Source organism: Antiquaquibacter soli (assembly GCF_030580675.1).
GTDB lineage: Bacteria > Actinomycetota > Actinomycetes > Actinomycetales > Microbacteriaceae > Rhodoglobus > Rhodoglobus soli.
Genome location: NZ_JAUQUB010000001.1, coordinates 1,656,293 through 1,675,234, shown reverse-complemented (window position 1 = coordinate 1,675,234; position 18,942 = coordinate 1,656,293). Strand labels below are relative to the sequence as shown.

The window sequence follows — 18,942 nt, the reverse complement described above, 5'->3', positions numbered from 1 at the left end:
GCGGAGGGGATGACGCGGCGCGCCTAGCGTCGACGGGATGGACGACCCCGAGCCCCGCCGAGCCCGCATTCAGGCCCGCGCGGGAGCGGTTGTCGTGCTCGTCCTCGTCGGGCTCGGCTGCGCCGTGCTCGTGTCCGCCCTCGCACCGCGAGGTGGGGGCGGAGAGCTCGCGCCGCCGACACCCTCGGCGACGGAGGCCGCGAGTGCGGGCATCCTCGTCCACGTGCTCGGCGCGGTCGTCGCGCCCGGACTCTACGAGCTGCGCGAGGGCGACCGTGTGGTCGATGCCGTCGCCGCGGCGGGGGGATTCGCTGAGGGTGCCGACCAGGCGGGGGTGAACCTCGCGCGGCCGGTCGCCGACGGCGAGCAACTGCTCGTCCCGCTCGTGGGTCAAGCCCCCGTGCCCGGCGCACCGGCGGCGGATGGCCGTGTCAACCTGAATACGGCGGATGCCGCGGCCCTCGAGACCCTACCCCGGGTCGGCCCCGCCCTCGCCGACCGCATCATCCAGTGGCGCGATGCGAACGGCGGATTCACCGCGGTCGAGGACCTCCTGAACGTCTCGGGCATCGGCGACAAGACGTTCGAGGGGCTGCGGGACCTGGTGACCGTGTGATGGTCGACCTGCGCCTGGCGATCCCCGCCGCTGTGGGCTGGGCGGCCGCGGCCGTGCTGGTGGGCCTCCCGGGCGCGGCATCCGGGTGGTCGATCGGCCTGTGGGCCGTGGCCGGGCTGCTCGCGGTGGTCGGGCTCCGGGTCCGACCGCTGGCCGTCCTTGCGCTCAGCGTGGCGGCCGCCGCCCTCTGCTCGACGGCGATCGCCCTGCAGTCGCCCTCGCGGTCACCGCAGTGGGCACTGTCCATCGCGGAGTCCGGTCGGTCGGTCGACGTCGTGCTCGTCGCCGAGAAGCCCGTTCTGCCCGGGGCGCGATCGTGGCGAGCGCGGCTCGTGGTACTCGATGACGGATCGCTCGACTCGCCCGTCGTCGTCTTCGGCGGGGTCCCCGAGGCGCGCGTCGAGCCCGGGACGACCCTCGAGGTCGCTGCCTCCCTCGAGTCCACCGACGCGGGCGACGATCGTGCGTTCGTGGTCTTCCCTGATGAGGCTGCGCGGCCCACCCGGGCACCGCCGCCGACGCTCGAGTGGGCGAACGACCTCAGATCGGGGTTCCGGGATGTCGCGGCTCGACTGCCCGGCGCCGGGGGCGAGCTGCTCGCCGGTCTCGCCCTCGGCGACACGACTCTCGTGTCGTCCGAGTTGGATGCTGCGATGAAGACGGCGTCCCTGACCCACCTGACGGCGGTGTCGGGCGCGAACTGCGCGGTAGTCGTCGGGCTCGTCATGCTCGTGGGCGGGGCGCTGGGCATCCCGCGCATTCTTCGCGTCGTCGCGTCGCTGCTGGTGCTCGCCGCGTTCGTGGTCCTCGTCACACCCGAGCCGAGTGTGCAGCGCGCCGCCGTGATGGCGGGAGTGGTGCTCGTGCTTCTCGCGGCGGGCCAGCCGGTGCGAGGGGTCCCGGTGCTCGCGCTCGCGGTGATCGGTCTGCTCATCGCCGATCCGTGGCTCGCCCGGACCTACGGCTTCGTGCTGTCAGTCCTCGCGACGGCGGGCCTGCTGCTACTCGCGGGGCCGCTCGCGGCGGTGCTCGAGCGGGGGATGCCGCGCGGGATAGCCCTCGTGATCGCCGTGCCCGTGGCCGCTCAAGTCGCGTGCCAGCCGGTGATCGTGCTCCTGGACCCCTCCCTGCCGACGTACGGCGTCGTGGCGAACGTTCTCGCGGCGCCTGCAGCCCCGATCGCCACGATCGTCGGGCTCGTCGCGTGCGTGGTCCTCGCCGGGATCCCGCCGCTCGGCAACGCTCTCGCCGCGATCGCGTGGGCGCCTGCCGCGTGGATCGGCGCGGTCGCCGAGTTCGTGCAGCAGCTGCCCGCCGCTCGACTCCCGTGGCCGCCGGGACCGCTGGGGGTCGCGCTCCTGGCCGCGGTCGGAACCGTGGGCGTCGTCGTCGTTCTCGCGAGGGGCAGGATGCGGCGGCTCGCCGCACTCGTCCTCGCGGCGAGCGTGGTCGTCTACACCGTGCTCGTCGGGGGAGCCCGACTCATCGACCTCGGCTCGCGGCCTCCGGACTGGCAGTACGCGGCGTGCGATGTCGGCCAGGGCGACGCGATGGTCGTGCGCAGCGCGGGGGAGGTCGCTCTCGTCGACACCGGGCCCGAACCTGCGGCCGTCGCATCCTGCCTGTCCGACCTCGGCATCGACCGGCTCGACCTGCTCGTGCTCACGCACTTCGACCTCGACCACGTGGGCGGCAGCTCTGCGTTCCTCGGGCGCGTGGACACCGTCATCCACGGGCCGGTGAGCGGGGCGGAGGACCAGGCGATGCTCGACGGCTTCGCGTCGGCGGGCGCGACAGTCGAGCAGGTCTCTCGGGGCCGTCAATCCCTCCTAGGCGACTTTCGGTGGACGGTACTCTGGCCACCCGTGCGCGGTGCTCCCGAGCCGGGAAACGCCGCGAGCGTCACAGTCCGGTTCGACGGCGTAGGCGAATGCGTGTCGGGATGTCTCTCCGGCCTGTTCCTCGGCGACCTCGGTGAGGAGGCGCAGTCCGCCCTGTTGCGCCTCGGGCCCCTGGAGCGCGTCGACGTCGTCAAGGTCGCGCACCACGGCTCCGCCGACCAGGATCCGGAGCTCTACGCCGAGGTGCGCGCCACCGCGGGGCTCGTCGGCGTCGGGGCGGACAACGGGTACGGGCATCCGACGAGTGAGGCGCTGGGGATGCTCGCCGCGGCGGGCACAGCGGCCCTGCGCACCGACGAGAACGGGCTCATCCTCCTCGCGCCCGGAGATGCGGCGGGTGCGGTCACCGCGTGGACGCAGCGCGCCGCCAACCCCGGTGAAAGAACGCGACGGTAAGTCAACGACGCGATTAGCACGCGAGCGTCGAACCGGGTATGCCTCGATCGGCAAATGCATGGGGACCCAGACTTCGCGTTCAAAGGTGCGCGGATCAATAGAAGTCCAGAGTGGCTGACCCAGGCGACTATGTCGCGTGCACCTTGAACGCGGTCGGATCCACACAACCAGCCTGTACCCAAGGCTGCCATTCGGTAGGTGAGTCAGATATCGGGCTGAACCATTGGATTCGGCCGACCGTTGCGTAGCGCGCTGACACCCGTGCCAGGTAGCGGCGTTGCTTTCCGTCGTGTGAGGCAACTGGGATCCCATGGAGAATTGCCGCTTCCGTCAAGTGCAAGTCTTTCTCTAGCGCGGCCCGGATACCTGCGTCCGACTCAGCTGCGACCGCGGCTCGCAGATCGCTCACATGACGATCTCCCTCCCGGCGCAGTCGTCCCCGCGACTCCATCGCCGCGAGCCAACTAACCATCACCCGCGGTGCGTGCTTCTTCCACTCTTCTTGCAGTGCCGGCGTGATCGCTGCTCCTGTTGCGCAGTCCTTTTGGATCAGCTGCCGCGTCAACGATAAACATGCGGCACTTATCGGGCCTCTCGCCGGGTCGCTCACACTTCGTGCGACGGATGCGTCGACCAAGAGGTGGTTCGAAGGCCCCGTCATCGTTCGTTGCCAGCGTCCAGATCCTGTACGGCATCCAAGTACTGCCAGTCCGCTTCTCGCGAGATATCGTCGAAGTCGACGGGCCATTCGCCAAAACGGCCGGCTTCGTCCACTTCGGCCTCGGTTATCACCTGGAATCCGGTGACTGGGTCCCGCGCGAACCAATTTAGAGAGAGCGATTCCGCAGGAAGGTGACCGCGAGCAATCTCTGTCTGGATACCGCGTATCAAAAGCGAACTATGCGTTTCGGCGACCACATTCACGCCGCGATTCGCGGCGCTGACAAGCGTGCTTGCCAGGGCTAACTGCGCACGCGGATGCAGGTGGATCTCGGGTTGTTCGATGTACACGAGCTGCCCCGGCTTTGCGGCTAGCAATGCAACAAGAACTGGGAGAGTTTGGCTGACACCGAAACCGACATCCGCAACGCTCACCAGATCCTGGGCCCCACCCTGTTGGGCATGCTGCGTCCGACCGACCAGTAGCTCGATGGATGCATCATTCAACCTCCTGGCGAGTAGCTTCCATGTGAGCCCGAGCTCGCGAAGCTGAGCGGACAGCTGGTTGAGGAGCGGGGAGTCGGCAACTGACCATTCGTAGACGATGCTTGCCACGTACGTCTCGAAGGTGCCGGGGTAGGTTGCCCCCACCGCCGAACGGCTGTAAGCACGCTCAGGGTTTCCCCGAAGCCCGGGGACGTGAATAATTCCGCGCAGGAATTGGACCCACCGATCATCATCCGCGTCTTCCGTGATCGCGAAGTTATAGCTCCGCTTGGATCCTCGCAAGATGAGTGAAGCTTCCAAGAAACACCTATTGCGATAGACCGAGAAATCTACTTTCTCCGCTATCGGATCACCAAGGTCTTTCTCAAATATTCGGCTGTAGCGCTCGACTCGGTCTCGGTGCGCTTCCCTTAGGCGGTCGATGTTCTTCTTCGTGAGCGGGTCGGACAAGACTGTTTCCGCGTCGCCAGACCGAGCGGTGTCGGAAGCAATCGAGATGCCGTTCTGAGTCGCCACAAATCTGACTTCGCGGGATGCGTCACCCTGACGGATCGCCACGGTGAAGTGGTCTACGACGTCGGTACGCGCCTTCCCCCTGCTGAGAATCTGGCCGTACTCAGTGACTTTTACGTTCGGGCCGTATAGCAGAAGTGGGCCGGGATCGAATGCAGAGTCGAGGGTTTGCTTCATCATCAGAAACGGCTGGAAAAAGCTAGACTTACCTGAGCTGTTGGCGCCACTTATCACCGTGAGTGGCTTGACAGCGATTTCGCTCCGGTCGCGAATTGCTTTGTAGCCTTCCACTGTCAGGGCGAGGGGCGTCGTGTGCAAGGACCGCGTTATCAAAGCCACGATTTTGAACTCCCGACTGTGAGCGAACGTTCTTCCGTCGCGACGATACCGCTAAAACGAGCCTCCGTCATGCAGCGGATGCGACGTCCCGTCACCGCGTGGACCCAGCGCGGCACCGCTGACGGCGGCCGCGACTAGGCTCGATCCGTGCCCGCTGCGAAGACCGCCATCCCCGTCCTGAACTGGCACCAGGTGCGCCCGGCCCCGGTGGTGCTCGTGACCGGCACGGAGGGGTTCCTCGCCGATCGGGCGATCCGCTCACTGCGCGATCTGCTCAAGGCGGAGGACCCGAGCCTCGAGGTTTCCGACATCGAGGCCGACCAGTACGGGCCGGGCGAGCTCATGACCCTCGCGAGCCCGTCGCTGTTCGCCGAGCCGCGCATGATCCGGGTGACCGGCGTCGAGAAGTGCACCGACGCCTTCATCGACGAGACGATCGCCTACCTCGCTCAGCCCGCCGACGACACCTACCTCGTGCTGCGGCACGCCGGGGGAGTGCGCGGCAAAAAGCTCCTCGCGGCGATCCGCGGGGGAGCGGGCGGAGGCGTCGAGATCGCGTGCCTCGAGCTCAAGAAGGACACCGAGAAGCAGGACTTCGTCGCGGCGGAGTTCTCCTCCGTCGGCCGCCGGATCACCGGCTCGGGCATCCGAGCCCTCGTGTCCGCGTTCTCCGACGACCTCGCCGAGCTCGCGGCCGCGTGCCAGCAGCTGCTCTCCGACTCCAGTGACGAGATCACCGAGGTCACGGTCGAGCGCTACTACTCGGGTCGAGTGGAGACGAACGCGTTCAAGGTCGCGGATGCCGCGATCGCGGGCCGGCGCGGAGAAGCCCTCGTGCTGCTCCGCCACGCCCTCTCCACGGGTGCCGACCCGGTGCCGATCATCGCGGCCTTCGCGATGAAGCTGCGCACGATGGCCAAGGTCGCGGGGTCGACGGGATCCGGCGGGCAGCTGGCCTCGAAGCTCGGCATGGCGCCGTGGCAGGTCGACCGCGCCCGCAAAGACGTACAGGGCTGGTCGGACGCCGGGCTCGGCCGGGCGATCGAGTCGCTCGCCGACGCCGACGAGCAGGTGAAGGGACTCGGTCGCGACCCCGTGTACGCCCTCGAGCGGATGATCGGGATCATCGCCACCCGGGGCGAGGGGCGCTGAGCATCCCGCGCCGTTAACGACGAATGCCCCGCCGGAGCGGGGCATTCGGTACAGCTGGGGTGGCTTAGAGCGCCGCGACCTGCTTGGCGATGGCCGACTTGCGGTTCGCCGCCTGGTTCTTGTGGATGACGCCCTTGCTGACGGCCTTGTCGAGCTTCTTCGACGCGAGCGCGAGGGTCGTGGTGGCCTTGTCCTTGTCGCCGGCCGAGATGGCCTCGCGGGTGGCGCGAACGGCGGTCTTGACCTCGCTCTTGACGGCCTTGTTGCGCTCCTGGGCCTTCTTGTTGGTGCCGATGCGCTTGATCTGCGACTTGATGTTTGCCAAAGTAATGCCTTCTCGTTGGATGGAAGTGTGATCTCGCGGAGCTTCGAAGTGCGAAACTACGCGGAAGCCAAGGGTCTACGTTACCACTTCGGTGCGGTCGAGTCGAGCGCATCGAGGAGGATGCGGTCGAACTCCGCCGGCCTTGTGAGGCTGACCATGTGGGTCGCGCCTCGCACGTGCAGGAGCCGGGCATCCGGAGCTGCGGCCGCGTAGCGGCGCTCCTCGAGCCGGAAGTGGTCGAGCGTCCCGTTGACGAGCCACACCGGCTGCCGGATACGCCGCAGCGACGCGACCGGGTCGAGGGCGCGCAGCTCGCGCAGGGCGTCGTCCATGACCTCGAGCGCGACGCCCCCGCGGATGACGTCGTCCGCGAGCTCCGGGTCGCGAACGGCGAGGCGCACCGCCCAGTTGTTGAGCGCGAGGCCGCGGTCGGGGAAGGCGTGGATGATTCGAGCTGCCGCCCGCCACGAGTCGAGCACGACGCGGTACGGCCGTGTGCCGCAACTAGCGGCGAGAAGCCCCACCACGGGCGAGTCGGGCGCCCCGCCGAGATAGTGGATCGAGGTATAGCCGCCGAGCGAGAACCCGCACAGCAGCACCGGATGCGACGCACCCGCGACTGCCTCGGCGATGGTGTCCACGGCACCCTGCAGCGTGAACCGCTCCGACAACCGGGCGCCGTGCCCCGGGAGGTCGACCGCGATCGCCTCGTGCCCCAGTCCCTCGAGCAGCTCGACCTGTCGGCGCCACATCGTCGCGGACGTGCGCAGCCCGTGCACGAGCACGACGGACTGGACCATGTCCGTCAGCGTAATAGCGTGGGGTCATGCCCACCCTCGCGCAGCACATCCTCTCGGTGCCGGGCAGCGGCATCCGGCGCATCCACGAGATCGCGATCCACCTCGATGACGTCGTCATGCTCGCGGTGGGTGAACCCGATGTGCGCGTCGCTCCCCACATCGCCGCGGCGGCGAAGGCCGCGTGGGACGCCGACGAGACGAACTACACCGCCAACGGCGGCATCCTCGCGCTGAGGGAGGCGATCGTCGCCAAGCTCGCCCGCGACAACGCCATCCACGTCGACACGGAGCGCGTCTGGGTGACCGTGGGCGCGACGCAGGGACTGCACCAGGCGATGGCCTTGACGCTCGGCCCGGGCGACGAGGTGCTCGTGCCCGACCCCGGGTACACGACCTTCACCATGAACGCCCGCATGATCGAGGCGGTGCCGGTGCCCTACCCGCTGCGCGCCGACGCCGGGTTCATGCCGGATGTCGCCGAGCTCGAGCGACTCGTCACCGGCCGCACCCGCGTACTCATCGTCAACTCGCCCTCGAACCCGCTCGGCACGATCTTCCCGCGGGAGACCCTGCAGGAGCTGCTCGACTTCGCCCGGCGGCACGATCTGTGGGTGATCAGCGACGAGGTGTACGAGGCCTTCACGTGGGCGGGCGAGCACGTGAGCATCGCGAGCCTCGACTCCGACGACCGGGTGTTCAGCGTCTTCTCGTTCTCGAAGACCTACGCGATGACGGGCATCCGCGTCGGCTACCTCGTCACGCCCCCGGGCCTCGCGGCGACCATGCGCACCGTGCAGGAGGCCTCGATCAGCTGCGTCAACGCACCGGGCCAGTTCGCGGCGATCGCCGCGATCACGGGCGACCAGTCGCACGTGGCGGAGGCCCGCGAGCACTACCGCGAGAACCTGGCCGCGGCGACCGAGCTGCTGGATGCCCGGGGCATCCGCTATCTCGCCCCCGGCGGCGCCTTCTACCTCTGGGTGGACGTCTCCTTCGCCTCGGGCGGGGATGTCGCGGACTGGGCCGAGGGCTTCCTCCTCGAGCACCACGTGGCCGTCGCCCCGGGCAACGCGTTCGGACACTCGGGGGAGGGGTGGATCAGGCTGTGCCTGGCCGCCACCCGCGAGGACCTGCTCGAGGGCATCCGGCGGTTGCCTGCCCCGTGAACCCGGGGGTTACCCCCATACCGTCGCCCGGCCGCCGTGCCTAGCGTGGAGGCATGACTACAGCACCCGACACCACGACCCCGGCCACGACGACTCCTGCGGCAGTGCCCGTGACCGCGGCCCCCTCCGACAGCCCGGTCCTCAGCATCCTGGCCCTCGTCTCGTCGCTCTCGGCGATCCTCTTCGGCCTCGTGTTCCCGCTCTCGATCGTCGCGATCGTGCTCGGCATCCTCGGGCTTCAGCGTGAGCCGCGCGGTCGCACCATGTCGATCTGGAGCATCGTCCTCGGGGCCGTTCCGTTCGCGGTCGGCATCCTCTTCGCGCTCGTGGGTCTCGCGTTCGCCCTCCCGTTCGGCCTGTTCTGGGCTTTCGACGGGTTCAGCGGCTTCTAGGCCCCGGCCGTCAGGCTCGCTTCAACGTCCGGCGACGGGCGAGCCCGACGAGGGTTCCGAGGGCGAGTAGCAGCACTGCCGCGGCGAGCGACGGGCCGATCTCGAGGCCGGTCGACGCGAGCGGCGCGGCTGGGGGTACTGCGGCCGGCGGGACCGCGGCGGCGACCTCGACCTGGACGGAGGCAGTCCACCCCGAGGCCTCACCGACGAGCTGGATGGTGTGCTCGCCCGCGGGCAGTCCGGCGGGAAGCGTGACCGTCGCCTCGACGACGCCGTCGGCATCGGCCTGGAGCCAGCCGGCGAAGGTCGGCTCGGAGTAGAACACCACGTACACGTTCTCGAACGGGTCGAAGCCCTCCGCCCGGATGGTGACGGTCGGTCCCGTGATCTCGCCCTCGGGCGCCTCGACGGGAGCGTCGGGCATCGGCTCGGGGGCGGGCGGAAGCGTCGTCGGCGGTTCAGTCGGGAGCGGCGGAGCGCTCTTCGTGAATGTCGCCGACGCCACCCAGCCGGAAACCGATCCGGTGAACTGAACGGTGTGCGATCCGAGCGGGAGCTCCGCCGGCAGGGTCGCGACGCCCGAGACGGCACCCGACGCGTCCGCCTGGAACCAGCCGCCGAAGGCCGGGGTCGAGAACACGGCGGCGTACACGTTCTCGAAGGCCCCGAATCCGCTCGCGCTGAACGTCACGCCCGTGAGCGTCGGGGTACCGAGCGTGGCCGCAGCGTCCGGCGTCGGATCCGGCGAACTCGGTAGCGTCGGCGGGTCCGTGGGCAGCGGCACCGGGATCTTGGTGAAGTCCGCGGATGCCACGCGACCGGTCTCTGCGACGAGTTGCAGGGTATTGGCGCCGTACGCGACCGACCCGGGCACATCGACGGTGCCGGAGACGGCTCCACTGGCGTCGGCCTGGAACCAGCCGCCGAATGTCCCGGTCCCGTAGAGGGCGGCGTACACGTTCTCGTAGGCGAGGAACCCGGTCGCGCTGAACTCGAGCTCGTCGACCACGCTGTCGTCGACGAGGGCGATCGAGGCATCCGGAGTCGCGTCCGGCGCCGCGGGCACGGTCGGGGGAGCCGTGGGCACCGGGGGAGCGCTCGTCGACGAGGCGAAGGAGATCCCGGAGAACAGGAAGCCCTGTCCGGCCGCCGACGGCAGGGCCGGCAGGCCCGATGTGTAGGCGATGCCGTCGGCGCTGGGGGCGCTCGAGCTCGACTTGAACGAGATGCCGTCGACGGACTTGTCGCCACCGGTGCCGGCGTGCACGTGGTAGAACTCCCATGTCGTGAGCCCGGAACCGCCGGACACCAGCTGCCCGTCGACGAAGATCTGCAGGGAGTCGGCGCGATCTTCGAGGAACACCGCGACCAGGCGGATCGTGTGCGGCACGGCGGCGTCGACCGTCGTGAAGGCCGCGGAGCGCCAGCTCGAGAGCTCGGCGTCTGGCGCGCTCTGGGGCACCCAGTAGGAGCCGATCTCCAGACCCGCGGCGGTGTGCCGGAGCTTGACCACTCCGCCGTACCTCGACGAGCCGTCGAGCGCGACGTCGACGTTGAGGCCGGTCTGGAGGGCACCCGTTGCTGACGCGACGGTGAACTGCGCCTCGAACGTGTTGTAAATCGCACCGGTGCTCGGCTCGCCGGCCGCCTCGATTGTGGGGCTCACGAGGTGCGCCCCGCCGCTCGGGATCGTCGAGCTGGAGAACTGCAGGCTCCGGCCGCCCGACGGCAGACCCGAGTTCGGGAACGAGGAGTTCTCGACGAGCGAATAGTCGGCGACCTTGGCCTGCACCCAGCCGTTCTGCCCGGCGGGCTTGAGCGCACCCGTCGTGTAGCCCGACGCGGCGAAGTCGATGGTCGCGGAGGTCGCAGCGGAAGCAGAGGAGGGTACAGCCGCGAGCGCGAGAATCGCGGCCCCGGTGAGCGCGACGAAGGCGCGAAAACGAGCAGGACGAGCGAGCGACATGGGATTCCCCCCGGAATCTGGCGCGGCGTCTGCGGCGACGCCCCTGAGTGACGTCCGCTCCCCGGCGGACTGCTCTTGAACTCTACTCAAAGATCGCGGCGAATACGAGCGAGAATCGCGTAATCGGGGTACAAATCGGCATGTCAGAATTACTAGTCATGTCTCCCCGCGCTGTGAAGTCCCTCGAGCCTGCCTCGACGGCGCCCGCGAGCATCCGCAACTTCTGCATCATCGCCCACATCGACCACGGCAAGTCGACGCTCGCCGACCGGATGCTGCAGATCACCGGTGTCGTCGCCGAGCGCGACATGCGCGCCCAGTACCTCGACCGCATGGACATCGAGCGCGAGCGCGGCATCACGATCAAGAGCCAGGCCGTGCGCATGCCGTGGCAGGTGGGCGGCGACACGTTCGCCCTCAATATGATCGACACCCCCGGTCACGTCGACTTCACGTACGAGGTGTCGCGGTCGCTCGCCGCGTGCGAGGGCGCGATCCTGCTCGTCGACGCGGCCCAGGGCATCGAGGCGCAGACGCTCGCGAACCTCTACCTGGCGCTCGAGAACGACCTCACGATCATCCCGGTCCTCAACAAGATCGACCTCCCGGCCGCGGACCCCGAGAAGTACTCCCGCGAGCTCGCGCAGCTCATCGGCGGTAGCCCGGACGACGTGCTCAAGGTGTCCGGTAAGACGGGCGTGGGCGTCGAGGCGCTCCTCGACAAGGTCGTCGAGCGCATCCCCGCACCGGTGGGGGTCAAGGATGCCCCGGCCCGCGCGATGATCTTCGACTCCGTGTACGACAGCTACCGCGGTGTCGTGACCTACGTGCGCATGGTCGACGGCCAGCTGAATCCGCGCGAGCGCATCCAGATGATGTCGACGAAGGCGACGCACGAGATCCTCGAGATCGGCGTCTCCGCGCCCGAGCCGACCCCGAGCAAGGGGCTCGGCGTCGGCGAGGTCGGCTACCTCATCACGGGCGTGAAGGACGTGCGCCAGTCCAAGGTCGGCGACACGGTCACCACACAGGCGAAGCCGGCGACGGATGCCCTTCCCGGCTACACCGAGCCGCTGCCCATGGTCTTCTCGGGCCTGTACCCGATCGACGGCTCCGACTACCCGGACCTGCGCGAGGCCCTCGACAAGCTGAAGCTCTCGGACGCCGCGCTCAACTACGAGCCGGAGACCTCCGTCGCGCTCGGCTTCGGATTCCGGTGCGGGTTCCTGGGACTGCTGCACCTCGAGATCGTCACGGAGCGCCTGGAACGCGAGTTCGGCCTCGACCTCATCACGACGGCGCCGTCGGTGATCTACGAGGTGACGACCGACGACAAGAAGACGGTGACCGTCACGAATCCGAGCGAGTTCCCCGCGGGAAAGATCGCGAGCGTCTCCGAACCGGTCGTGAAGGCGTCGATCCTCGCTCCGAAGGACTACGTCGGCACGATCATGGAGCTCTGCCAGAGCCGCCGCGGCACCCTCCAGGGCATGGACTACCTGGGCGAGGACCGCGTCGAGCTGCACTACACGATGCCCCTCGGCGAGATCGTCTTCGACTTCTTCGACAACTTGAAGAGCCGCACCCAGGGGTACGCGAGCCTCGACTACGAGCCCGCCGGATCGCAGGAGGCCGACCTCGTGAAGGTGGACATCCTCCTGCAGGGTGAGACCGTGGATGCGTTCAGCGCGATCGTGCACCGCGACAAGGCCTACGCGTACGGCACGATGATGGCGGGGCGCCTCCGCGAGCTCATCCCGCGCCAGCAGTTCGAGGTGCCCATCCAGGCCGCGATCGGCGCCCGCATCATCGCCCGCGAGAACATCCGCGCGATGCGCAAGGACGTGCTCGCCAAGTGCTACGGCGGTGACATCACCCGCAAGCGCAAGCTCCTCGAGAAGCAGAAGGAGGGCAAGAAGCGCATGAAGATGGTCGGCCGCGTCGAAGTCCCCCAGGAGGCATTCATCGCCGCGCTCTCCGGCGACGTGGAGAAGAAGGACAAGAAGTAGGGTTCTTGCCCTACGCGTCCCGCCAGCTGTACTTCGGCTCGTACCCGAGCTCGCGTCGTGCCTTGGCGATCGACAGCAGGGAGTCGTGCTCGCCGAGTTCGCCGCGCACTTCGACGCCCGGGAACACCTCGGCGACGAGCGACTCGTTCGACCGGGTCATCACGGTGTCGGCCGCGGCGATGATGAACACGTCGAACCCGGGCGCCCCGCGCTCGAGCGAGCGCAGCACGGCCTGCGCGCCGTCGCGCGCATCGATGTAGCCCCAGAGGTTCCATTTGCGCAGGGTCGCGTCATCCTGCCACGAATCGAACTCGGCGTAGTCGGACGGCGCCATAACGTTCGAGAACCGCAGGGCGGTGATCGAGAGCTCGGGGTCCCACCGCACGAGCTTGCGGGCGAGCTCCTCCTCGAGGTGCTTGCCGAGCGAGTACACCGACTCGGGCCGGGCGTCGTATTCCTCGTCGACGGGGATGTACGGCGGCGGCACGTCGAACGGCAGTCCCAGCACGGTCTCGCTCGACGCGAAGACGATGCGGCGGATGCCGACGAGCCGGGCGGCCTGCAGCACGTTGTAGCTCGACAGGATGTTGTTCTCGAAGGTCGCAGCATCCGGCACGATCCCCGGCGCGGGAATCGCGGCCAGGTGCACGACGGCCTCACTGCCCGCAAGAGCATCCACGACGTGCCCGTAGTTCGTGAGATCCAGGGCGAGGGATGACTCGTCCCGCTCAGCCACGCGGTCGAGCACGAGCACCTCGTGCCCCCCGTCCCGCAGGTGGGCCACGACGGCCCTCCCGAGCTTCCCACTGCCTCCGGTGACCGCGATCTTCATGTACTCAGTCTCCCACTGGAGCCTCCCGACAAATCGTCAGCCGAGGCGTCGCCGCCGCTTTGACGCTCCGCACCAAGTTCGCAGGCCGGGGGATGCCCCGTCGTAGCCTGTGCCCATGAGCGACTTCCGACCTCCCGCATCCGAGACCGCGTTCATCCTCGAGCACGTGGTCGGCTACCGGGACCTGGCAGAGCTGCCGGGCTTCGAGCACGCCGACCTCGACACCGTCGTCGAGCTCCTGGACGAGGCCGCGGACTTCATGTCCAAGGTCGTCGCCCCCACGAACCGGGTGGGCGACACCGAGGGCGCCCGCCGCAACCCGGACGGCACCGTGACCCTTCCCGACGCCTTCCGCAAGGCTTACGACGCCTACGTGGACGGCGGCTGGGGATCCCTCCCGTTCCCCGAGGAGTTCGAGGGCGGCGGCTTCCCGTCGGTCGTGGGACTCGCGCTGCAGGAGATGGTGCAGTCGTCGAACATGGCCTTCGCCCTGTGCCCGCTGCTCACCCAGGGCGCGATCGACGCGCTCCTGCACTACGGCAGCGACGACCAGAAGGCCACCTACCTGCCGAAGATGGTGACGGGGGAGTGGACCGGCACGATGCACCTCACGGAGCCGCAGGCCGGCTCCGACGTCGGGGCGCTCACGACGAAAGCGGTGCCCAACGGAGACGGGACCTACTCGATCACCGGGCAGAAGATCTTCATCACGTGGGGAGAGCACGAGCTCACCGACAACATCGTGCACCTCGTGCTCGCGCGAACCCCCGGTGCTCCTGCGGGAACTCGCGGCATCTCGTGCTTCATCGTGCCGAAGTACCTGGTGAACGAGGACGGGAGCCTCGGCGAGCGGAACGGTACGACCTGCCTCTCGATCGAGCACAAGCTCGGCATCCACGGCTCACCGACCTGTGTCATGCAGCACGACGGCGCGACCGGGTACCTCATCGGGGAGGAGAACCAGGGGATGCGCATCATGTTCGTCATGATGAACGTCGCCCGCCTCTCGGTGGGGATGCAGGGGGTCGCGCTCGCGGAGCGCGCGTACCAGCAGGCGCTCTCGTACGCGAAGGAGCGCCGCCAGGGCCTCGCGGTCGGCCAGACCGGCACCGACTCGCCGATCATCGACCACCCGGACGTGCGCCGGATGCTCATGACGCAGCGGGCCTCGATCGCCGCGATCCGCAGCATGATGCTGCTCAATGCGAGCCAGATGGACATCGCGAGCCACCACCCCGACCCCGAGACCCGGCAGCGCGCGAGCGAGATCGTCGGCCTCCTCACGCCGATCTGCAAATCGTTCGGTACCGACATCGGCAACGAGGTCACCTCGTCCGCGATCCAGGTGCACGGCGGCATGGGCTACATCGAGGAGACAGGTGTCGCCCAGCACTTCCGCGACGTGCGCATCGCCGCGATCTACGAGGGCACCAACGGCATCCAGGCAGCGGACCTCGTCGGTCGCAAGCTCGGTGTGCGGGACGGGGCATCCGTCATGGAGTACATCGCGCACATGCGCGGGATCCTCGGCGAGCTCACGGCCGCGGACGACGACTTCGCCACGATCAGCGCCGAGCTCGGGAAGCAGTTCGACGCACTCGAGTCGGCGACGACGTGGATGCTCCGCACCGGCATCGCCGATCCGCAAGCCGTTCTGTCTGGCTCGAGCCCGTACCTGCGCATGTGGGGGCTCGTCCTGGGCGGCTGGCTCCTGGCGAAGGGAGCCATCGCGGCGGCGGACTCCGGCGACGAGTCGCTCGCGAAGGAGAAGCTCGTCATCGCGCGGTTCTACGCCGAGCAGATCCTCCCGCAGGTCTCGGGCCTGTCGGGCGCAGCGACGGCGGGATCGAGGGACCTCTTCGCGCTGTAGGGTCGGTGCCATGGCCGAACCGGAGCTGTGGCAGCGTCCCGTCACGTACGCGGCGGTCGGTGCCACCCAGGCGCCCGATCTGTTCGCCTACCCGCCGGCCGGCTATCGACCGATGTCGCGTCGCGCGCGTATCGGTCACGGGGATGCCCGCTTCCAGTGGGCCTGGGCGGAGACGATGTCGTGGGGCATCCAGAAGCGCAGCGGTTTCGGCGTCGAGCTGACGTCGACCCCTCGCGAGGTCGTCGAGCAGACCTACAGCCCTCTCGCGTTCGACGACGACGGCGCGCCCGTCGCCCCGGCTGTGCGCGAGAGCGCGATGTTCGGCAGCGACGGCACCCCGTTCGTCGTGCCGGGCGACACGGCCTACCTGGTCATCCCGGTCCTCGGTGGCCTGTGGGGCATCAAGTCGCCCGCACGGGTCGTGTACGTCGTAGACGAGCCGAGTCGCAAGGGCTTCGCGTACGGCACGCTGCCGGGGCATCCCGAGTCCGGCGAGGAGTCGTTCATCGTCGACCAGACCGAGGACGGCTCGGTGTGGCTGACGATCACCGCGATCTCCCGGCCCTCGTCGTGGTTCTGGTGGATGCTCGCCCCGGTGCTGCGACTCTTCCAGGAGTACTACACGCGCCGCTACCTGAGGGCGCTCGCCGGGCCTATCGCGGCGCCGGTGCCCGAACCGTAGCGATCGCCTCGAGCACGTCGTCGAGCCCGCTCTGGAAGTCGTCGACGACGACCAATGCGCTCGACTTGCGAAGCTCGTCCGCGGTGTACGCGCCGGTCGCGACGGCGATGAACGGGATGCCCGCACTGTCAGCGGCCTCGCCGTCCTTCGGGGTATCGCCGATGATCACGGCGGCCCGGTCCGCGAGCTTCTCCCGGGCGCCGGCCGTGAGGTGGTGCCGGGTGGGGGACTCGTGGCCGAAGAACGAGTTCTCCCAGTCGAAGAGGGAGTCGTCGATCCCCGCGGCGATCACCTTGTAGCGCGCGCGGTTCGGGCCGTTGCCGGTCAGCAGGGCATTGCGCCATCCCCGCTCGGCGACCGCGGCGAGGGCGACGTCCACGCCGACGCAGCGCTCTCTCAGGGCCCCGGCCTCGTGCTCGGCGAGCGAGAGCTCCTCGAGCCGCTCGTACACGGCGGGCACGAGCGCCACATCGATGCCGTTGACCTTGAGGATCTCGGCGAGCAGCTGCCCCTCGGTCATCCCGTGCGGGCTGCCCACACGCACCGTCGGCCGGATGCCCGTCACCTGCTCGATCGAGTCGAGGTACAGCGTGCCCGCCTTCGGCCCGTTGTAGATGAGGGTGCCGTCGATGTCCCAGAGGACGAATGTGCTCACCGCTCCATTGTCGCGGACAATGGGGGGATGAACCGCACGGTGCGAGCCTTCACCGCGGCACTGATGCGCAGTCCCGCGCGCCACGTGCTGCGCCCCCTCATCACGCCGCTCGACCGGTTCCTCTTCCACGTCTCGGGCGGGCGTTGGAAGCTCTCGGCGCCGATGATCCCGTCGCTCGTCCTGTACACGATCGGAGCGAAGACGGGCATCCGCCGCGAGATCCCGCTGATGTGCTTCCCGCAGGCCGACGGCTCCTTCTTCATCGCCGGCAGCAACTTCGGTCTGGAGAAGCACCCGGCCTGGAGCGGCAATCTGATCGCGAACCCGGAGGCCGAGGTCCACTACCGCCGTCGTCTCATCCCGGTGCGCGCGCGGCTCCTGCCGCCCGCGGAACGGGAAGCGACGTGGCCCGCGCTCGAGGAGCAGTGGCCGCACTACCGCGACTACGAGAAGACGGCGCACCGCGACATCCGGGTCTTCCACCTGGAGCCGCGCTGATGCCGGGAGCCCTCCCTCTCGGCGACCCGGCACCCCGCGACGGCGCGCTGCCCGCCTCGGTCGCCGACGGCGCCGAGCACCGCCACTTCGGCGTGTACCTGCACGTGCCGTTCTGCCGAGTGCGCTGCGGGTACTGCGACTTCAACACGTACACCGCCGACGAATTGCGTGGGGCGAAGCGCTCCGACTACGCGAGCCAGGCGGTGGCAGAGGTCGCGCTCGCGGCCGGAGTGCTCGAGCGGGCCGAGGTGCCGGCGCGGCGGGCATCCACCGTCTTCTTCGGTGGCGGCACGCCCACGCTGCTGCCCGCGGCGGACCTGACCCGGATGCTCTCCGCCGTCGTCGACACGTGGGGGCTCGAACCGGGCGCCGAGGTGACGACGGAGGCGAACCCGGACTCGGTGGACGCCCGGTACCTCGCGGACCTCGCTGCCGCGGGCTTCACGCGTGTGTCCTTCGGCATGCAGTCCGCGGTGCCGCACGTGCTCGCGACGCTCGACCGCACCCATGACCCCGAGCGAATCCCGCTCGTCGTGCAGTGGGCTCGGGATGCCGGGCTCGACGTCTCCCTCGACCTCATCTACGGCACTCCGGGCGAGTCGCTCGACGACTGGCGCGTCTCGCTCGAGCAGGCGCTCGCCCAACGACCCGACCACCTGTCGGCGTACGCCCTCATCGTCGAGGAAGGCACGAAGCTCGCCTCGCGGATCCGCCGCGGCGAGCTGGAGATGCCCGACGACGACCTGCAGGCCGACATGTACGAGCTCGCCGACGAGCTGCTCGGCGCCGCCGGCTTCTACTGGTACGAGGTCTCCAACTGGGCTCAGGAGGACTCGCACGCGTCCCGCCACAACCTCGCCTACTGGCAGGGCCACGACTGGTGGGGCGTCGGTCCGGGCGCCCACAGCCACGTCGGGGGAGTGCGGTGGTGGAACGTCAAGCACCCCGCGGCCTACGCAGACCGCATCGTCGCGGGAGAGTCGCCCGCCGCGGGTCGGGAGTCGCTGGACGAGCGCACGCGCTACGTGGAGTCCGTGCTCCTGCGCTCGCGCATCCGCGAGGGTCTGCCCATCGCCGGGCTGGATCCGACCGCGCGCACGGCGGTCGCCGGCCTCATCGCGGATGGGCTCGTTAACGGAGCAGCCGCCCTCGCGGGTCGGATCGAGCTGACCCTGCGGGGGCGGTTGCTGGCCGACGCCGTCGTCCGGCGCCTGACCGAGTCGGTCGACTAGCTGACGAACTTGATGGTCAGCGGGTAGGTGTACGCCTGCCCGTTGTTGGCGGCGATCGCGGCCATGATGCTGAAGACCACGATGACGACCGCCACGGCGAGGAGGATCACGAAGCCGATCAGCAGGATCGCCGTGATCCCGCCGACCGCCGAGGCGATGAGCATCGTGAGCTGGAAGTTGAGGGCGGTCGCCGTGTGCTGGCGGATGAACGGGCCGCGGTCCTTGAGCACGAGGTAGCCGATGAGCGCGGGCAGGAATCCGAACAGGATGCCGCCGATGTGGATGAGCGTGGCCCAGAGCTTCTCGTCGCTCGGGCTGAGCGGCTGGACGGTCTCGTACGGGTTGACGGGAGGAGGCGTGGATTCAGACATGCCGTCATTAAAGCAACGTGCCCGGTACCAGCGGTACCGGGCACGCCAGAAGTCCGCGCG

17 protein-coding genes are annotated in these 18,942 nt (G+C 68.9%); 10 read left to right on the top strand and 7 right to left on the bottom strand.

Annotated features, from left to right (window positions below):
- Nucleotides 1-37 precede the first annotated feature (37 nt).
- Together Q5716_RS08255 and Q5716_RS08250 are read left to right on the top strand one after the other, a co-directional pair.
- Complete coding sequence (locus Q5716_RS08255; protein ID WP_305002595.1) at nucleotides 38-616, top strand: ComEA family DNA-binding protein; 579 nt, start codon at nucleotides 38-40, stop codon at nucleotides 614-616.
- Entirely contained in the window at nucleotides 616-2,913 is a 2,298-nt protein-coding gene (locus Q5716_RS08250; RefSeq protein WP_305002594.1) for a ComEC/Rec2 family competence protein, read from the top strand. The genes Q5716_RS08255 and Q5716_RS08250 overlap by 1 nt, the downstream gene beginning before the upstream one ends.
- Before the next feature lie 657 nt (nucleotides 2,914-3,570).
- Here the strand turns inward: Q5716_RS08250 and Q5716_RS08245 are convergent.
- Nucleotides 3,571-4,911: an AAA family ATPase gene (locus tag Q5716_RS08245; RefSeq protein WP_305002593.1), complete on the bottom strand. Its 1,341-nt coding sequence runs from the start codon at nucleotides 4,909-4,911 to the stop codon at nucleotides 3,571-3,573.
- 168 nt (nucleotides 4,912-5,079) lie between these two features.
- Here Q5716_RS08245 and holA point away from each other — a divergent pair, with 168 nt between their 5' ends.
- Entirely contained in the window at nucleotides 5,080-6,084 is a 1,005-nt protein-coding gene (gene holA / locus Q5716_RS08240) for a DNA polymerase III subunit delta (RefSeq protein WP_305002592.1), read from the top strand.
- Nucleotides 6,085-6,148: 64 nt separating this feature from the next.
- Here holA and rpsT read toward each other — a convergent pair whose 3' ends face one another.
- The gene (rpsT, locus tag Q5716_RS08235; protein WP_305002591.1) at nucleotides 6,149-6,409 is read right to left on the bottom strand and encodes a 30S ribosomal protein S20; all 261 of its coding nucleotides are present in this window, start codon (nucleotides 6,407-6,409) and stop codon (nucleotides 6,149-6,151) included.
- A gap of 80 nt (nucleotides 6,410-6,489) precedes the next feature.
- Nucleotides 6,490-7,209 (bottom strand): alpha/beta fold hydrolase, encoded by a 720-nt coding sequence (locus tag Q5716_RS08230; RefSeq protein WP_305002590.1) that lies wholly within the window; start codon nucleotides 7,207-7,209, stop codon nucleotides 6,490-6,492.
- A gap of 26 nt (nucleotides 7,210-7,235) precedes the next feature.
- Here Q5716_RS08230 and Q5716_RS08225 point away from each other — a divergent pair, with 26 nt between their 5' ends.
- Nucleotides 7,236-8,375, top strand: a complete 1,140-nt coding sequence (locus Q5716_RS08225; RefSeq protein ID WP_305002589.1) for a pyridoxal phosphate-dependent aminotransferase — start codon at nucleotides 7,236-7,238, stop codon at nucleotides 8,373-8,375.
- A 53-nt stretch (nucleotides 8,376-8,428) separates the two neighbouring features.
- Nucleotides 8,429-8,767, top strand: coding sequence for a hypothetical protein (locus Q5716_RS08220; RefSeq protein ID WP_305002588.1), 339 nt, complete (start codon nucleotides 8,429-8,431; stop codon nucleotides 8,765-8,767).
- A gap of 10 nt (nucleotides 8,768-8,777) precedes the next feature.
- Here Q5716_RS08220 and Q5716_RS08215 read toward each other — a convergent pair whose 3' ends face one another.
- Nucleotides 8,778-10,733 (bottom strand): hypothetical protein, encoded by a 1,956-nt coding sequence (locus Q5716_RS08215; protein WP_305002587.1) that lies wholly within the window; start codon nucleotides 10,731-10,733, stop codon nucleotides 8,778-8,780.
- A 158-nt stretch (nucleotides 10,734-10,891) separates the two neighbouring features.
- On the opposite strand from Q5716_RS08215, the gene lepA reads away from it, so the two are divergent.
- The gene (gene lepA / locus Q5716_RS08210; protein WP_305002586.1) at nucleotides 10,892-12,742 is read left to right on the top strand and encodes a translation elongation factor 4; all 1,851 of its coding nucleotides are present in this window, start codon (nucleotides 10,892-10,894) and stop codon (nucleotides 12,740-12,742) included.
- 10 nt (nucleotides 12,743-12,752) lie between these two features.
- Here the strand turns inward: lepA and Q5716_RS08205 are convergent, their stop codons facing one another.
- Nucleotides 12,753-13,574 carry an NAD-dependent epimerase/dehydratase family protein gene (locus Q5716_RS08205; protein WP_305002585.1) on the bottom strand — a complete coding sequence of 274 codons (822 nt, stop codon included), beginning with the start codon at nucleotides 13,572-13,574 and terminating at the stop codon, nucleotides 12,753-12,755.
- Between the two features lie 115 nt (nucleotides 13,575-13,689).
- Here Q5716_RS08205 and Q5716_RS08200 point away from each other — a divergent pair, with 115 nt between their 5' ends.
- Both Q5716_RS08200 and Q5716_RS08195 read left to right on the top strand, forming a co-directional pair.
- Complete coding sequence (locus Q5716_RS08200; protein ID WP_305002584.1) at nucleotides 13,690-15,444, top strand: acyl-CoA dehydrogenase family protein; 1,755 nt, start codon at nucleotides 13,690-13,692, stop codon at nucleotides 15,442-15,444.
- Nucleotides 15,445-15,454: 10 nt separating this feature from the next.
- Nucleotides 15,455-16,126 carry a DUF1990 domain-containing protein gene (locus Q5716_RS08195; RefSeq protein ID WP_305002583.1) on the top strand — a complete coding sequence of 224 codons (672 nt, stop codon included), beginning with the start codon at nucleotides 15,455-15,457 and terminating at the stop codon, nucleotides 16,124-16,126.
- Here the strand turns inward: Q5716_RS08195 and Q5716_RS08190 are convergent.
- A complete protein-coding gene (locus Q5716_RS08190) occupies nucleotides 16,098-16,781 on the bottom strand; it encodes an HAD family hydrolase (protein WP_305002582.1) in 684 nt (227 codons plus the stop codon). The genes Q5716_RS08195 and Q5716_RS08190 overlap by 29 nt on opposite strands.
- 27 nt (nucleotides 16,782-16,808) lie before the next feature.
- Between Q5716_RS08190 and Q5716_RS08185 the strand changes: the two genes are divergently transcribed.
- On the top strand, nucleotides 16,809-17,279 hold the full coding sequence (locus Q5716_RS08185) for a nitroreductase family deazaflavin-dependent oxidoreductase (protein ID WP_305002581.1): 471 nt from the start codon (nucleotides 16,809-16,811) through the stop codon (nucleotides 17,277-17,279).
- Nucleotides 17,279-18,511, top strand: a complete 1,233-nt coding sequence (gene hemW, locus Q5716_RS08180) for a radical SAM family heme chaperone HemW (RefSeq protein WP_305002580.1) — start codon at nucleotides 17,279-17,281, stop codon at nucleotides 18,509-18,511. Before Q5716_RS08185 ends, hemW begins: the two co-directional genes overlap by 1 nt.
- Here hemW and Q5716_RS08175 read toward each other — a convergent pair.
- Nucleotides 18,508-18,882, bottom strand: coding sequence for a DUF4870 domain-containing protein (locus Q5716_RS08175; RefSeq protein ID WP_305002579.1), 375 nt, complete (start codon nucleotides 18,880-18,882; stop codon nucleotides 18,508-18,510). The genes hemW and Q5716_RS08175 overlap by 4 nt on opposite strands.
- Between the last annotated feature and the right edge of the window lie 60 nt (nucleotides 18,883-18,942).